The sequence below is a fragment of the Streptomyces sp. NPDC043680 genome (genome assembly GCF_056436685.1).
Map to the genome: position 1 here is coordinate 51,318 of NZ_JBWKCE010000002.1, position 14,408 is coordinate 65,725.

Sequence of the window (14,408 nt, forward strand, 5' to 3'; positions counted from 1 at the left end):
TCTTGCTAGAGCGAAGTGGGTCGAGCCCGCACGTCGGCAGTACCGACGGCGAGAGCCGCAACGGCCGCTGCCGCCGGGAGGGCGTAGGCGGCGGTGGTGCCCAGGTGGTCGACGGCGGTGCCCGCTGCGGCCGAGCCCAGGGCGATGCCCGCCAGGATGGCGGTGACCGCGAGGGTCATGCCCTCGTTGAGGCGGCCCTCCGGGGTGGCCCGGTGGATCCGGGACATCGCCGTCACCATCGTCGGGGCGGTGGCCATGCCGGCCAGGAGGAGCGCGGCGGCCAGCAGGAGCACGGAGCCCGTGGCCGCCGCCGCCCAGGGCAGGGCCATCGCCGCGCACAGGGTGACCAGGCAGGTGCGCAGGCTGCGGGGGCGCAGGGCCCCGTAGAGCAGGCCGGCCGCGCAGGAGCCCGCCGCCTGGAGGGCCAGGACCAGGCCGGAGGAGGCGCCGAGCCCGTGGGCGTCGAGGTGCGCGATCGAGGTGACCTCCATCGCGCCGAACACCATGCCGAGGGGGAGGAAGAGCAGCAGGAGCGGGCGGACCGCGCGCAGCCGGGGGGCGCGCCCGCGGGCGGCCGACACGGGGGGCTGGGTGGCCCGTTGGGCCGTGAAGGCAAGCATGCCCAGCAGCAGGAGCGAGGCCCCCGTCAGGGTGCCGGCCTCCGGGAAGGCGGCGGTGCACAGGAAGGCCGCCACCACCGGGCCGAGCATGAAGCAGAGCTCGTCGGCGGCCTGCTCGAAGGACATCGCCGTGTGGTGGTCCGCGGGGGAGTGGCGAAGCAGGTGGGTCCAGCGGGCGCGGGACATGCCGCCGATGTTGGGGGTGGTCGCCGTGGCCGCGTAGGAGGCGAACAGCGTCCAGGCGGGGGCGTGCGTACGGACGCACAGGACCAGGGACAGCGAGCCGAGGACGGCGATCAGCGTGGCCGGGACCGCGATGCGGGCCTGGCCGTACCGGTCGACCAGGCGGGCGGTCCAGGGCGCGACCACCGCGGTGGCCGCCATGCCGGTGGCCGTGACCGCGCCGGCCAGGGCGTACGAGCCGCGTTGCCCGGCGATCATCATGACCGCGCTGATCCCGAACATGCCCATGGGGAGGCGGGCGACGAGGTTCCCGGCGGTGAAGGCGCGGGAGCCGGGGACCGCGAAGAGGCGGCCGTACGGGCCTCGGGTGCGGGCCGGCCGCCGCGGGTCGCGGGCGCGGGCGGGAGCGGGGGCGGGGGTGGGGGCGATGACGAGGGTGGATCCGGTCACGGTCATACGAGTGGGGGCGATCTGCGGCATGGCCCAAGATTCCGGTCCCGGCGGTGCTGCGGTCCAACACCTGTTGCCCGCCGATTGACCCGCTTCTGTTGTTAGTCTCCGGGGGTGAATCCCCGTGATGTGGAACCCCGGCTGCTGCGCGGGTTCGTCGCCGTGGCCGAGGAGTTGCACTTCACCCGGGCCGCCGCCCGGCTGTACGTGGCCCAGCAGGCGCTGAGCCGGGACGTGCGGCGGCTCGAACAGGCCCTCGGCGCCGCCCTGTTCGTCCGCACGACCCGAGCGGTCGAACTGAGCCCCGACGGCGAGCGGCTGCTGCCACTGGCCCGGCGGGCGCTGTCCGCGCAGGAGGAACTGGCCGCCGCCTTCGCCGGCCCGCGGGCGCTGCTCGTCGACCTGAACACCGACGGGCCGAGCACCGCCCGGACGGTGCTGGAGTGCGCCCGCGAGCTGGCGCCTGACTGCGAGCTGATGGCCCGCTTCGAGAGCGGACTGACGCATGCCGCCGCCGAGATCGCCGCCGGCCGCCTCGACGTGTCCTTCGGCTACGCGGACGGCCTTGACCCGGCGCTGCGGGCCCGCCTCGACCACCGTCCCGTACGGTACGAGCCGCTCGCCGTGCTGCTGCCCGACGGGCATCCGCACGCGGGGGCGCCGGGTGAGCCCATGGCGCTGGCCGACCTGGCCGGGGAGATCGTCTACGCCGGGGCCGGCAACCCGCGGACCCTGGAGTGGACCGGGCTGGCACGCGAGCTGTTCGCCGGACGGGGGATCGCGGTGGCGCCGCCCGCCCCGGTGGCCGTGGGCAAGGAGGAGTTCCGCCGGGTGATGGCCAAGACCCGGAATCCGGTGCTGGCGACCGTGGACTTCCTCGACATGCCGGGGTGCGTCAAGCGGCCGCTCGTCGACCCGGTGCCGCTGTCCCCGCTGTCGATGGTGTGGCGCAAGGGTCTCGCCCACCCCGGACTGGACGCCCTGCACCGGGCCGCCGCCGCGCTCTCGGGCCGACACGGGTGGCTGGCCGTGCCCGGGGGGAGCTGGCGCCCGGCCGCGCTCACAGGCGGCACCGGCGGCGGGTGAGTGCAAGGTTTCCCGCCGGTCATCCGGCGGGGACCGGGGCCGAAACGCGCCGTTCCTACGGTGGCGACCACGGATGCGACGAGCGCAGCAGCTGTGGAGGCCTGAGATGACCGGTACGACCGCACCGCGCAGGGGAGGCCGCTGGATCGAGCGGTGGGACCCGGAGGACGAGACGTTCTGGCAGCAGACCGGGGAGCGGATCGCCCGGCGCAACCTGCTCTATTCGGTGCTCTCCGAGCACATCGGGTTCTCGATCTGGTCGATGTGGTCGGTGATGGTGCTCTTCATGGGGCCCGGCTACGGCATCGACCCCGCCGGGAAGTTCTTCCTGATCGCGACGGCGACCTGCGTGGGCGCCCTCGTCCGGGTGCCGTACACCTTCGCCGTCGCCCGCTTCGGCGGCCGGAACTGGACCGTCGTCAGCGCCCTGTTGCTGCTCGCGCCCACCGTGGCCGCGCTCGTGGTGATGGAGCCGGGAACCTCGTACGGGACCTTCCTGGCCGTGGCGGCCCTGACGGGCGTGGGCGGCGGGAACTTCGCCTCCTCCATGACCAACATCAACGCCTTCTTCCCGCTGCGCAAGAAGGGCTGGGCGCTCGGCCTGAACGCGGGCGGCGGCAACATCGGGGTCCCGGTGGTGCAGCTGGTCGCCCTGCTGGTCATCGGCACCGCCGGGGCGGGCCGGCCGAGGCTGCTGCTGGGGATCTACCTGCCGCTGATCGTGGTCGCGGCCGCCCTGGCCCTGCTGCGGATGGACAACCTGGCGCCCGTACGGGCCGACACGGGCGCCGTCCGCGAGGCGGTGCGCGAAGGCCACACCTGGATCATGGCGTTCCTCTACGTCGGCACCTTCGGGTCCTTCATCGGCTACAGCTTCGCCTTCGGGCTCGTCCTGCAGACGCAGTTCGGCCGGACCCCGCTGCAGGCCGCCTCGCTCACCTTCATCGGGCCGTTGCTCGGATCACTGATCCGGCCCGTGGGCGGTGCTCTCGCGGACCGGTTCGGCGGAGCCCGCATCACGCTCGGGACCTTCGTGGCGATGGCCGCCGCGACCGGGGTGGTCGTCTTCGCCTCGGTGCGGCACTCGCTGCCCGTCTTCCTCGTCGGGTTCGTGGCCCTGTTCGCGCTGAGCGGCGTCGGGAACGGCTCCACCTACAAGATGATCCCCGGGATCTTCCACGCCAGGGCGCTCGCCCGGGGCTTGGCCGGGGAGGACGCGGCGGCGTACGGGCGCCGGCTGTCCGGGGCCTCCATGGGGCTGATCGGCGCGGTGGGCGCACTCGGCGGGCTCGGCATCAACCTGGTCTTCCGCGAGGCGTTCCTGAGCTCCGGATCCGGAACGGCCGCCTTCGTGACCTTCCTCGGTTTCTACGCCGCCTGCTGCACCGTGACCTGGGCGGTATACCTTCGCCGACCGGTCGGCGCGCCCCTTCCGGCGGCCGGGGCCGAGCCCGCCGCGCAGCTCACGTCGGTGTAACGGCGGTTTACGGCCACGAAATACAGCGGAACCGAGCCTGACACGGCAACTTGACAGGCTCGGTTCCCGTCGCGTGACACGTGATCGCGCGTTGTGAGAACGACCCACTGGGCAAGGCAGGTCACCATGGACGACACCCACACCGCCACCGCACCGTCTCCGCTGGCGGGGTTCACCGTCGGGGTCACCGCGGCCCGGCGGGCGGACGAGCTGATCGCCCTGCTGCGCCGCCGCGGCGCCACCGTCCTGCACGCACCGGCCCTGCGGATCGTGCCGCTGGCCGACGACAGCGAGTTGATGACCGCCACGAAGCAGCTCATCGACTGTCCGCCGGACACGGTGGTCGCCACCACCGCCATCGGCTTCCGGGGGTGGATCGAGGCCGCCGACGGATGGGGGATCGGCGAGGAGCTGCTGGCGCGGCTGCGAGCCGGTGAACTGCTGGCGCGCGGACCGAAGGTCAAGGGCGCCATCAGGGCCGCCGGGCTGGTGGAGACCTGGTCCCCGCAGTCGGAATCCCTCGCCGAGGTGCTGGACCGGATGCTGGGTGCCGGCGTGGCGGGGCGGCGGATCGCCCTCCAGCTGCACGGGGAGCCGCTGCCCGGGTTCGTCGAGGCGCTGCGGGCCGGCGGGGCCGAGGTGGTCGTGGTCCCGGTGTACCGGTGGATGCCCCCGCAGGACCTCGGCCCGCTCGACCGGCTGCTGGACGCGGTGGTCGGCGGCGGGGTCGACGCGGTGAGCTTCACCTCCGCCCCGGCGGCGGCCTCGCTGCTGTCCCGCGCGGAGCAGCGCGGGATGGGGGACGCGGTGCTGGCCCGGTTGCGGGGCGAGGTCCTCTCGGCCTGCGTCGGGCCGGTGACCGCGCTGCCGCTGCAGGCCCAGGGGGTGGAGACCGTACAGCCGGAGCGGTTCCGGCTGGGGCCGCTGGTGCAGCTGCTGTGCCGGGAACTGCCCGGCCGGGCCAAGGTGTTGCCGGTGGCGGGGCGCCGGCTGGAGATCCGCGGGCAGGCGGTGCTGGTGGACGAGGAGCTGCGGCCGGTACCGCCCGCGGGGATGGCGCTGCTGCGGGCGCTGGCCCGGCGGCCGGGCTGGGTGGTGGCCAGGGCCGAACTGCTCCGGGCCCTGCCGGGGGCGGGGCGGGACGAGCACGCCGTGGAGACCGCGATGGCCCGGCTGCGGGGGGCGCTGGGCGTGCCGAACCTGGTGCAGACGGTGGTGAAGCGGGGGTACCGGCTGGCGCTGGACGCGGGGGAGTGCGCCCCCGACTCCGCCGGCTGAACCGGCCCGGGCCGGGACGCGCCCGGGACGGCGCCGGACGCGGTCGTGCGCGGCAGGGGGGCAGGCGCGGCGCCGGACCCGGGGGCCCGGGGGCATGCGCGGCCGCGCGGCACGGTCCCCGTGGTCACCGCCGCGGCGACCGCCTCCGCCGCGACCGCCGACGGCCGGCCGCCGACCGGGGTCGGCCGCTGTCGCCGCCGGCCGTCCGGGGCCGACGGCTCTGGTGGGGGCCCGCCGGGTCCGCTAGCGTACGCGGATGATCATCGTTGACGGAGTCGAGATGCGTGGTGTCGGCATCGGCGACGCCGCCGCCCTGGCCGACACCCTGACGCGCAACCGCGCGTACATGGCGCCCTTCGAACCCTGGCGGTCCGAGGTGTTCTACACCGAGGTCGGCCAGCGGGCCCGCATCGAGGGGCTCCTCGCCGAGCGGGACGCCGGGCGGCTGGCGCCCTACGTGCTCGTCGAGGCGAAGACGGGCGCCGCCGTCGGGGCGATCAACCTCGGCAGCATCTCCCTCGGCCCCTTCCGCAGCGGCGGCGTCGGCTACTGGGTCGACCAGGCGTGGACCGGCAAGGGGCTGGCCACCGCCGCCCTGGAGGAGGTCTGCCGGATCGCCCGCGACGAGCTCGGCCTGCACCGGGTGGAGGCCGGCACGCTGGTGGACAACCTGGCCTCCCAGCGGGTCCTGGCCAAGGCCGGCTTCGAGCAGATCGGGCTCGCGCCGAAGTACCTCCACATCAACGGCGCCTGGCGCGACCACCACCTCTTCCAGCGCCTGCTGCACGACGAGGCGCCGCTGTAGCCGCAAGGGGCCCCGCCCCGCCCCTGTACGGGGGGTTCCGCATCGCGTCGTCCGGGGGCACTCTGAGAGCCACACCCCCGGCGAAGAGGCGGTGACGGGCATGTGGTTCGACTCCGGGCGGGTCTGCCTGGACCTGGTGGCCACCTTCGCCGCCCACGCGGGCGCCGAGCAGATCCGGGACGGTGACGAGCTGCGGCTGTGGCTGGCCGGAGCCGGGCTCGTGCCCGACCGGACGCCGCTCGCCCGGGTGGGCCCCGACTGGGTGGAGGCCTTCCGGGCCCTGCGCGCCGACGTGGAGAGCCTCGTACGGGCCGAGCTCGCCGGGAACGGCCCCGACGGGGGAGCGCTCGCCCGGGTCAACGCGCTGGCCGCCGGTCCACCCCCCGGACTGTGTGCCGTTCAGGACCAGGAGGGCCACCTCGTACGGGAGTTGTGCGGCGGGGTGGGCTGCGGCGCGCTCCTGGCCGCCGTCGCCCGGGACGCGGTGGAACTGCTCACCGACCCCGGCGAGCGGGCCCTGCTGCGTTCCTGCGAGGGCGACGGCTGCACCCGCGTCTACCTGGACACCTCCCGGGGCCACCGGCGGCGCTGGTGCTCCAGCGAGCTGTGCGGCAACCGGGAGCGGGTCGCCCGCCACCGGCGCAGGGTGCTGGCCGCCCGGCCGGGCTGAATCCCGGGGTGATCTTCGCCCGGTCACCGGAACGGGCGTGCGGACAGGGCGCGGGTTCGCGTACGGTTGACGGTCGCCCATGCACGTCAGAAGGGGGCCTTGGTGGCCGCGCAGAATGCCGCTGTCGACAGCACGGCGGATTCCGTCCGCGATCGGGAGATCGCGGTCGAGCAGACGCATCTGGACCAGGTGTACCGCCGGCTCGAAGAGAAGATCGACGAGGCCGAGTTCCTGATGAACGACGCGGCCAAGCGCGGCCAGGTCGGCACGCCCGGCGCCCTGGCCGAGCGCGATGCGCAGGTCTTCCGGGCGGGCATCCACCTGAACCGGCTGAACAACGAGTTCGAGGACTTCCTCTTCGGCCGGATCGACCTGGTGCTCGGCAAGGACGGGGAGCGCGGCCCCGACGGCGCCTACACCTCCGTCGAGCCCGCCGACGACGCGATCCGCGAGGACCTCACCGCCGACATCGCCGAGACCCTGCACATCGGGCGGATCGGCGTGCTCGACGCCGACTACGCCCCGCTGGTCATCGACTGGCGCGCCCCGGCGGCCGCGCCCTTCTACCGGTCCACGCCCAAGGATCCCGGCCGGGTGGTGCGCCGCCGCGTGATCCGCTCCAAGGGCCGCAAGGTGCTCGGCGTCGAGGACGACCTGATGCGCCCCGAGATCACCGCCTTCCTCGACGGGCAGGAGCTCCCCGCGATCGGCGACGGCGCCCTGATGGCCGCGCTCGGGCGGGCCCGTACGCACTCCATGCGGGACATCGTCTCCTCCATCCAGGCCGAGCAGGACCTGGTCATCCGGGCTCCCGCCGCGTCCGTGGCCGAGGTGGCGGGCGGTCCTGGCACCGGCAAGACGGCCGTCGCCCTGCACCGCGCCGCCTATCTGCTCTACCAGGACCGGCGGCGCTACTCCGGCGGCATCCTGATCGTCTCGCCGACCCCGCTGCTCGTGGCCTACACCGAGGGCGTGCTGCCCTCCCTCGGCGAGGAGGGGCAGGTCGCCATCCGGGCGCTGGGCTCGCTGGTCGACGGCGCGGAGGCGACGACGTACGACGAACCCGCCGTGGCCCGCATCAAGGGCTCCTCCCGGATGCTCAAGCTGCTGCGCAAGGCCGTACGGGGCGCCCTGGAGCTCGGCGGTGCCCCGGAGCGGCTGCGGGTGGTGGCCTTCGGACGCCGCCAGGAGCTGGAGGCCGAGGAGCTGGACCGGATCCGGCAGAACGTCCTCGGCGGCACCGCCCCGGTCAACCTGCTGCGCCCGCGCGCCCGCAAGCTGCTGCTCGACGCCCTGTACGCGAAGTCCGGACAGGCCGGCCGGCACAGCGACCCGGAGCTGGCCGCCGAGCTGCGCTCCGCCTTCGACGAGGACGTCTCCACCGAGGACGCGTTCATCGACTTCCTGAACGCCTGGTGGCCCGAGCTGACCCCGCGCGGGGTGCTCGCCACGCTCGCCGACGAGCGCCGCCTCGGCCGCTGGGCGCGCCGGATCCTCAACCCGCGCGAGACCCGCCAGCTGGCGCGCTCGCTGCGCCGGCTGGGCGCTGACGGCAAGGGCCCGCTGTCGGTGCACGACGTGGCGCTGCTGGACGAGCTCCAGCAGCTGCTCGGCGCGCCCGCGCGGCCGAGGCGCAAGCGGGAGCTGGACCCGCTGGACCAGCTCAGCGGGCTGGAGGAGCTGATGCCGACCCGCGAGGAGACCCAGTGGGAGCGGGCCGAGCGGCTCGCGGCGGAGCGCACCGAGTACGCCCACGTCATCGTGGACGAGGCGCAGGACCTGACGCCGATGCAGTGGCGGATGGTGGGCCGCCGCGGCCGCCACGGCACGTGGACGGTGGTCGGCGACCCGGCCCAGTCCTCGTGGACGGACCCGGAGGAGGCGGCCGCAGCCCGCGACGAGGCCCTGGGGACCCGGCCGCGGCGGCGCTTCACCCTGACGGTGAACTACCGCAACCCGGCCGAGGTCGCCGAGGTCGCCGCCCGCGTCCTGCGGCAGGCGATGCCGGGCATGGAGCCGCCGACGGCGGTGCGCTCCACCGGCCTGGAGCCCCGGTTCACCACCGCCGGGGACGACCTGGCCGCGGCCGTCCACGAGGAGGCCCGGCGGCTGCTGGAGCAGGTCGACGGCACGGTGGGCGTGGTCGTGGCGATGGACCGGCGTGCGGAGGCCGCGGGCTGGCTGGCGGACCTGGGCGAGCGGGCGGTGGCGCTCGGCAGCCTGGAGGCCAAGGGCCTGGAGTACGACGCCACGGTGGTGGTCTCCCCGGCGGAGATCGCCCAGGAGTCCGCGGCCGGCCTGCGGGTGCTCTACGTGGCCCTGACCCGGGCGACCCAGCAGCTCACGGTGGTGTCGACCGACCGCGACGAGCCGGACGCGGACGGCGTGCCCGCGCTGCTGCGGCCGTAGGCGACGCGCTGCTGCCTCCGCAGGGGTGCGTCCGGCGGGTCACGGGCCCGGCCGGGCGCGGGCCGGGCGCGGGCCGGGCCCGGGCACGGATGGCCCGCGGCCACACGCGTGGTGAGACGAGGCCAACTCCCACGAGGGGGACCGGCTGAGGCGATCCTTTGTTAGCCTGGGTACGACACCGGCTCGATCCAAGCCCCCGGGCCCAACCTTCGTCGCTTAGAGCGACCACTTGCCGCGAGGCGAGCATGGCGGGTCGGTGTCTTATACGTGGGAACAGGTCCGCGCCCCTCGGCATCGAGGAGCGCGGACCTTTTTCGTAGGGGCTCCGCTTCCACCGCGTCGATCAATCTCGTATGGTGGAAGAGTCTTTCCGAAATTTGTAGCTGGTTACCTTGTACCGGCTGGTAGGTGGGACGATCGGACAACAGGTCCTGCCGCGCCCGCCGCGAGTGGGGCCCTGTGACAGCGAAACCAGGGAACAGAAGAGGAACACGGCCATGGCAACGGCGCCCAGCGTCTCGTACTCGATGACGGTCCGCCTGGAAGTGCCCGCGAGCGGAACCGCGGTCTCCCAGCTCACCACCGCCGTGGAGTCCTCCGGTGGCTCGGTCACCGGCCTCGATGTGACCGCCTCCGGCCACGAGAAGCTCCGCATCGACGTCACCATCGCCGCGACCTCCACCGCGCACGCCGACGAGATCGTCGGCAAGCTCCGCGGCATCGAGGGCGTCAGCCTCGGCAAGGTCTCCGACCGAACCTTCCTGATGCACCTCGGCGGCAAGATCGAGATGGCGTCCAAGCACCCCATCCGCAACCGCGACGACCTCTCGATGATCTACACCCCCGGCGTGGCCCGCGTGTGCATGGCCATCGCCGAGAACCCCGAGGACGCACGCCGCCTCACCATCAAGCGCAACTCCGTCGCAGTCGTGACGGACGGCTCCGCCGTCCTGGGCCTCGGCAACATCGGACCCAAGGCCGCGCTGCCCGTCATGGAGGGCAAGGCGGCCCTCTTCAAGCGCTTCGCCGGCATCGACGCATGGCCGATCTGCCTGGACACCCAGGACTCCGACGCGATCGTCGAGATCGTCAAGGCCATCGCCCCCGGCTTCGCCGGCATCAACCTTGAGGACATCTCCGCACCCCGCTGCTTCGAGATCGAAGCCCGGCTGCGCGAGGCCCTCGACATCCCCGTCTTCCACGACGACCAGCACGGCACCGCCATCGTGGTGCTCGCCGCCCTCACCAACGCACTTCGCGTCGTGGGCAAGGCAGTTGGCGACGTCAAGGTCGTCATGTCGGGCGCCGGTGCGGCCGGCACCGCCATCCTCAAGCTGCTCCTCGCGGCCGGCGTCAAGAACGTCGTCAGCGCCGACATCCACGGGGTCGTGCACGCGGGCCGCCCCGATCTGGTCGGCGCCGCGGCCGACTCCCCGCTGCGCTGGATCGCCGAGAACACCAACCCCGAGGGCTACACGGGGACGTTGAGGGAGGCCGTGGTCGGCGCCGACGTCTTCATCGGCGTCTCGGCCCCCAACGTCCTGTCCGGCGACGACGTCGCCGCCATGGCGGACGGCGCGATCGTGTTCGCGCTCGCGAACCCGGACCCCGAGGTGGACCCGGCCATCGCCCGCCAGACCGCCGCCGTCGTGGCCACCGGCCGCTCCGACTTCCCGAACCAGATCAACAACGTCCTGGTCTTCCCGGGGGTCTTCCGCGGCCTGCTGGACGCCCAGTCCCGTACGGTGAACACCGACATGATGCTGGCCGCCGCAACCGCGCTCGCCGACGTCGTCGGCGAGGACGAGCTGAACGCGAACTACATCATCCCGTCCGTCTTCAACGACAAGGTCGCGGGCGCCGTCGCCGGAGCGGTCCGCAAGGCCGCCTCGGCCGCGCAGGGACCGGCCGCCACGGGCTCCACGACCGCCTAGCGGGCGCCCGGTTCCCGGCGCGTCGCGAGATGCGGGCCCGGCGGGCCGCCTCTAGGGTTGCGGGGATGCCCGCGAGGTCCGCGGTCCGCATCCACCGAGTGCGGACGGAGCGTCACCGCGGCGTGACTGTGGCGCTTTTCGTGTGACCCTGGCGGGTGCCGGATTGGCTTTCCCGCCGCTGGTGGGGGCAGGATGCGTAACCGGGCGAGAGGGTCTGACGTTCAGACCCGGGTCCGGGGACTGTCCGAGGGCCCTGGCAGCATCGGCTTCGATCTCACGCCTCTATGGCAAGTTGAACACGGGAGTACAACATGAACCGCAGTGAGCTGGTGGCCGCTCTGTCCGAGCGCGCCGAGGTGACCCGCAAGGACGCCGACGCCGTTCTGGCCGCCCTCGCCGAGACCGTCGGTGAGGTCGTCGCCAAGGGCGACGAGAAGGTCACCATCCCCGGCTTCCTGACCTTCGAGCGCACCCACCGTGCCGCTCGCACCGCACGCAACCCGCAGACCGGCGACCCCATCCAGATCCCGGCCGGCTTCAGCGTGAAGGTCTCCGCGGGCTCCAAGCTCAAGGAAGCCGCCAAGGGCAAGTAGTAGCCCTTGTGCCGGGGGCCGCACAGCCCCCGGGACGGCAGCAGTACGCAGCGGCAGCCGTACGCGTCACGCCGTGCGCGTCATGCCCTGCGCAGCGCGCAGAAAAGCAGGAGGGCGGCCACCCCACCGGGGTGGCCGCCCTTCGGCCTGTCCAGGGCCCCTCAGAGGCCCTGGAGGCGGCCCTGCTCAGACGAGGTCGCCGCCCGGGAGCTCGACCTTGGCCCCCAGCTCCACGAGCTTGTCCATGAAGTTCTCGTAGCCGCGGTTGATCAGGTCGATGCCGTGGACGCGCGAGGTGCCCTCGGCCGCCAGCGCCGCGATCAGGTACGAGAACCCGCCGCGCAGGTCCGGGATCACCAGATCGGCGCCCTGCAGCTTGGTGGGGCCGGAGACGACCGCCGAGTGCAGGAAGTTGCGCTGGCCGAAGCGGCAGGCGGAGCCGCCCAGGCACTCCCGGTACAGCTGGATGTGGGCGCCCATCTGGTTCAGCGCCGAGGTGAACCCCAGCCGGGACTCGTAGACCGTCTCGTGGACGATGGAGAGGCCGGCGGCCTGGGTCAGGGCCACGACCAGCGGCTGCTGCCAGTCGGTCTGGAAGCCGGGGTGCACGTCCGTCTCCAGCGCGATCGCGCTGAGCGGACCGCCCGGGTGCCAGAAGCGGATGCCCTCGTCGTCGATCTCGAACGCGCCGCCCACCTTGCGGTAGGTGTTGAGGAAGGTCATCATCGAGCGCTGCTGCGCCCCGCGGACGTAGATGTTGCCGCCGGTCGCCAGCGCCGCGGACGCCCAGGAGGCGGCCTCCAGGCGGTCCGGGAGCGCCTTGTGGTTGTAGCCGCCCAGGCGGTCCACACCGGTGATCCGGATGGTCCGGTCGGTGTCCATGGAGATGATGGCGCCCATCTTCTGCAGGACGCAGATGAGGTCCTCGATCTCCGGTTCCACGGCGGCGTTGCTGAGTTCGGTGACGCCCTCGGCCAGAACGGCCGTCAGAAGCACCTGTTCGGTCGAACCGACCGACGGGTACGGCAGGCGGATCTTGCAGCCCCGGAGCCGCTGCGGGGCCTCCAGGTACTGGCCGCCCTCCCGCTTCTCGATGGTCGCACCGAACTGGCGCAGCACGTCGAAGTGGAAGTCGATGGGCCGGCCGCCGATGTCGCAGCCGCCGAGGCCCGGGATGAAGGCGTGGCCGAGGCGGTGCAGCAGCGGGCCGCAGAAGAGGATCGGGATGCGGGACGAGCCCGCGTGGGCGTCGATGTCGGCGACGTTCGCGCTCTCGACGTGGGTCGGGTCGAGCACCAGCTCGCCCGGCTCCTCGCCGGGGCGCACGGTCACGCCGTGCAGCTGGAGCAGCCCGCGGACGACCCGGACGTCGCGGATGTCGGGGACATTGCGGAGCCGGCTGGGTTCGCTGCCGAGCAGAGCGGCGACCATGGCCTTGGGCACGAGGTTCTTCGCACCGCGGACACGGATCTCGCCCTCAAGCGGGGTACCGCCATGGACAAGCAGAACGTCGTCACTGTCTGTGCCGGTCATGAATCTCGCGTTCCGGAGGGGGTCCTCCCGGCGGTGGCCAGGGGGATGGTGGGCAGGGGCCAGGGGAAAAGGGTAAGGGGCACGACCCCCCGTTCCGTAAGGCCGACGCGGCCGGGGAGCTGTCATGGATCAGCCGCAACACCCTGAGTGCGCACCCCATGGCGGAGTGTCGCGCTCCGGGCAATGCGGCCGTGCCGAGTGTGTCGTTCGCGTGTCGCTCGCGTGCAGCACCCGTGCGCGCCTCCGTACGGCATCCGTGTGATCCGGCGGCCGCGCGCTCCTGCCTGCTGCCGTGCGCCCCTGGGCCGTATGCGAACCGATCTCCTCCCGGGCTCCCCCTCAAGGGGGAATGTGCGAGATCATGGCGCCATGACCGAGGTGTCCTCCCTCACAGGGCGGCTGCTCGTGGCCACCCCCGCCCTCGCGGACCCGAACTTCGACCGCGCGGTGGTGCTCCTGCTCGACCACGACGAGCAGGGCTCGCTCGGCGTGGTCCTCAACCGGCCCACCCCGGTGGGTGTCGGCGACATCCTGCTGCCGTGGGCGACGCTGGCCGGCGATCCGGGAGTGGTCTTCCAAGGCGGCCCGGTGGGACTGGACTCGGCCCTGGGGGTCGCGGTCATCCCGGGCGAGGAGGGGCCGATCGGGTGGCGCCGCGTCCACGGGGCGATCGGCCTGGTGGACCTGGAGGCCCCGCCGGAGCTGCTGGCCTCGGCCCTGGGCTCGCTGCGCATCTTCGCGGGGTACTCCGGCTGGGGCCCCGGGCAGCTGGAGATCGAGCTCGGTGAGGGCGCCTGGTACGTGGTGGAGTCGGAGCCCGGCGACGTGTCGTTTCCCGCCCCCGAACGGCTGTGGCGGGCCGTACTGCGCCGCCAGCGCAACGAGCTCGCGATGGTCGCCACCTATCCGGACGACCCGTTGCTCAACTGACCCGCGCGGGGGTCGGTACCCTGGCTTTTATGAGCACTCTTGAGCCCGAGCGCGGGACTGGTACGGGGACCCTCGTAGAGCCGACGCCGCAGGTGTCCCACGGCGACGGCGACCACGAGCGCTTCGCCCACTACGTCCAGAAGGACAAGATCATGGCGAGCGCACTCGACGGGACCCCCGTCGTCGCGCTCTGCGGCAAGGTGTGGGTGCCGGGCCGGGACCCGAAGAAGTACCCGGTCTGCCCCATGTGCAAGGAGATCTACGAGTCCATGGGCCCCGGCGGGGACAAGGACAAGGGCGGCAAGGACAACTAGTCCGGCCGGTCGGCTCGGCTCGGTTTGGCCCGGTCGGCTCGGCGGGCTCACCGGGCTCGGCGGACCGAGGCCCCCGGGGTGCGCACGGGCGTACCCCGGGGGCCTCGTCCGTACTAGGGTCGGCGG

At 73.3% G+C, this 14,408-nt stretch carries 12 protein-coding genes; 10 read left to right on the forward strand and 2 right to left on the reverse strand.

The annotated features are described in order from the left end of the window. Positions 1 to 5: 5 nt before the first annotated feature. Entirely contained in the window at positions 6 to 1,283 is a 1,278-nt protein-coding gene (locus tag AC0666_RS03615; RefSeq protein ID WP_468968423.1) for an MFS transporter, read from the reverse strand. An 84-nt stretch (positions 1,284 to 1,367) separates the two neighbouring features. Between AC0666_RS03615 and AC0666_RS03620 the strand changes: the two genes are divergently transcribed. The 8 genes from AC0666_RS03620 to AC0666_RS03655 all read left to right on the forward strand — a co-directional run bounded on the left by AC0666_RS03620 (position 1,368) and on the right by AC0666_RS03655 (position 11,505). Then, positions 1,368 to 2,339: a LysR family transcriptional regulator gene (locus tag AC0666_RS03620; protein WP_468582725.1), complete on the forward strand. Its 972-nt coding sequence runs from the start codon at positions 1,368 to 1,370 to the stop codon at positions 2,337 to 2,339. Between the two features lie 106 nt (positions 2,340 to 2,445). Continuing rightward, positions 2,446 to 3,816, forward strand: a complete 1,371-nt coding sequence (locus AC0666_RS03625; protein ID WP_468968420.1) for a nitrate/nitrite transporter — start codon at positions 2,446 to 2,448, stop codon at positions 3,814 to 3,816. 126 nt (positions 3,817 to 3,942) lie between these two features. Beyond that, entirely contained in the window at positions 3,943 to 5,094 is a 1,152-nt protein-coding gene (locus tag AC0666_RS03630; RefSeq protein WP_478707013.1) for a uroporphyrinogen-III synthase, read from the forward strand. A gap of 256 nt (positions 5,095 to 5,350) precedes the next feature. After that, positions 5,351 to 5,899: a GNAT family N-acetyltransferase gene (locus AC0666_RS03635; protein ID WP_478707014.1), complete on the forward strand. Its 549-nt coding sequence runs from the start codon at positions 5,351 to 5,353 to the stop codon at positions 5,897 to 5,899. Positions 5,900 to 5,999: 100 nt separating this feature from the next. After that, positions 6,000 to 6,569 (forward strand): CGNR zinc finger domain-containing protein, encoded by a 570-nt coding sequence (locus tag AC0666_RS03640; protein ID WP_468582731.1) that lies wholly within the window; start codon positions 6,000 to 6,002, stop codon positions 6,567 to 6,569. A gap of 102 nt (positions 6,570 to 6,671) precedes the next feature. Further along, positions 6,672 to 8,978, forward strand: coding sequence for a HelD family protein (locus AC0666_RS03645; RefSeq protein ID WP_468582733.1), 2,307 nt, complete (start codon positions 6,672 to 6,674; stop codon positions 8,976 to 8,978). A gap of 497 nt (positions 8,979 to 9,475) precedes the next feature. Then, positions 9,476 to 10,912: an NAD-dependent malic enzyme gene (locus tag AC0666_RS03650; RefSeq protein ID WP_468968405.1), complete on the forward strand. Its 1,437-nt coding sequence runs from the start codon at positions 9,476 to 9,478 to the stop codon at positions 10,910 to 10,912. A gap of 311 nt (positions 10,913 to 11,223) precedes the next feature. Then, a complete protein-coding gene (locus tag AC0666_RS03655) occupies positions 11,224 to 11,505 on the forward strand; it encodes an HU family DNA-binding protein (protein ID WP_243627406.1) in 282 nt (93 codons plus the stop codon). Positions 11,506 to 11,691: 186 nt separating this feature from the next. Here AC0666_RS03655 and murA read toward each other — a convergent pair whose 3' ends face one another. After that, positions 11,692 to 13,038 (reverse strand): UDP-N-acetylglucosamine 1-carboxyvinyltransferase, encoded by a 1,347-nt coding sequence (gene murA / locus AC0666_RS03660; RefSeq protein WP_468968402.1) that lies wholly within the window; start codon positions 13,036 to 13,038, stop codon positions 11,692 to 11,694. Positions 13,039 to 13,407: 369 nt separating this feature from the next. Here murA and AC0666_RS03665 point away from each other — a divergent pair, with 369 nt between their 5' ends. Together AC0666_RS03665 and AC0666_RS03670 are read left to right on the forward strand one after the other, a co-directional pair. Next, on the forward strand, positions 13,408 to 13,968 hold the full coding sequence (locus tag AC0666_RS03665; protein WP_361725472.1) for a YqgE/AlgH family protein: 561 nt from the start codon (positions 13,408 to 13,410) through the stop codon (positions 13,966 to 13,968). 29 nt (positions 13,969 to 13,997) lie between these two features. Beyond that, positions 13,998 to 14,282 (forward strand): DUF3039 domain-containing protein, encoded by a 285-nt coding sequence (locus AC0666_RS03670; protein WP_215018346.1) that lies wholly within the window; start codon positions 13,998 to 14,000, stop codon positions 14,280 to 14,282. The last annotated feature ends 126 nt before the right edge of the window (positions 14,283 to 14,408 follow it).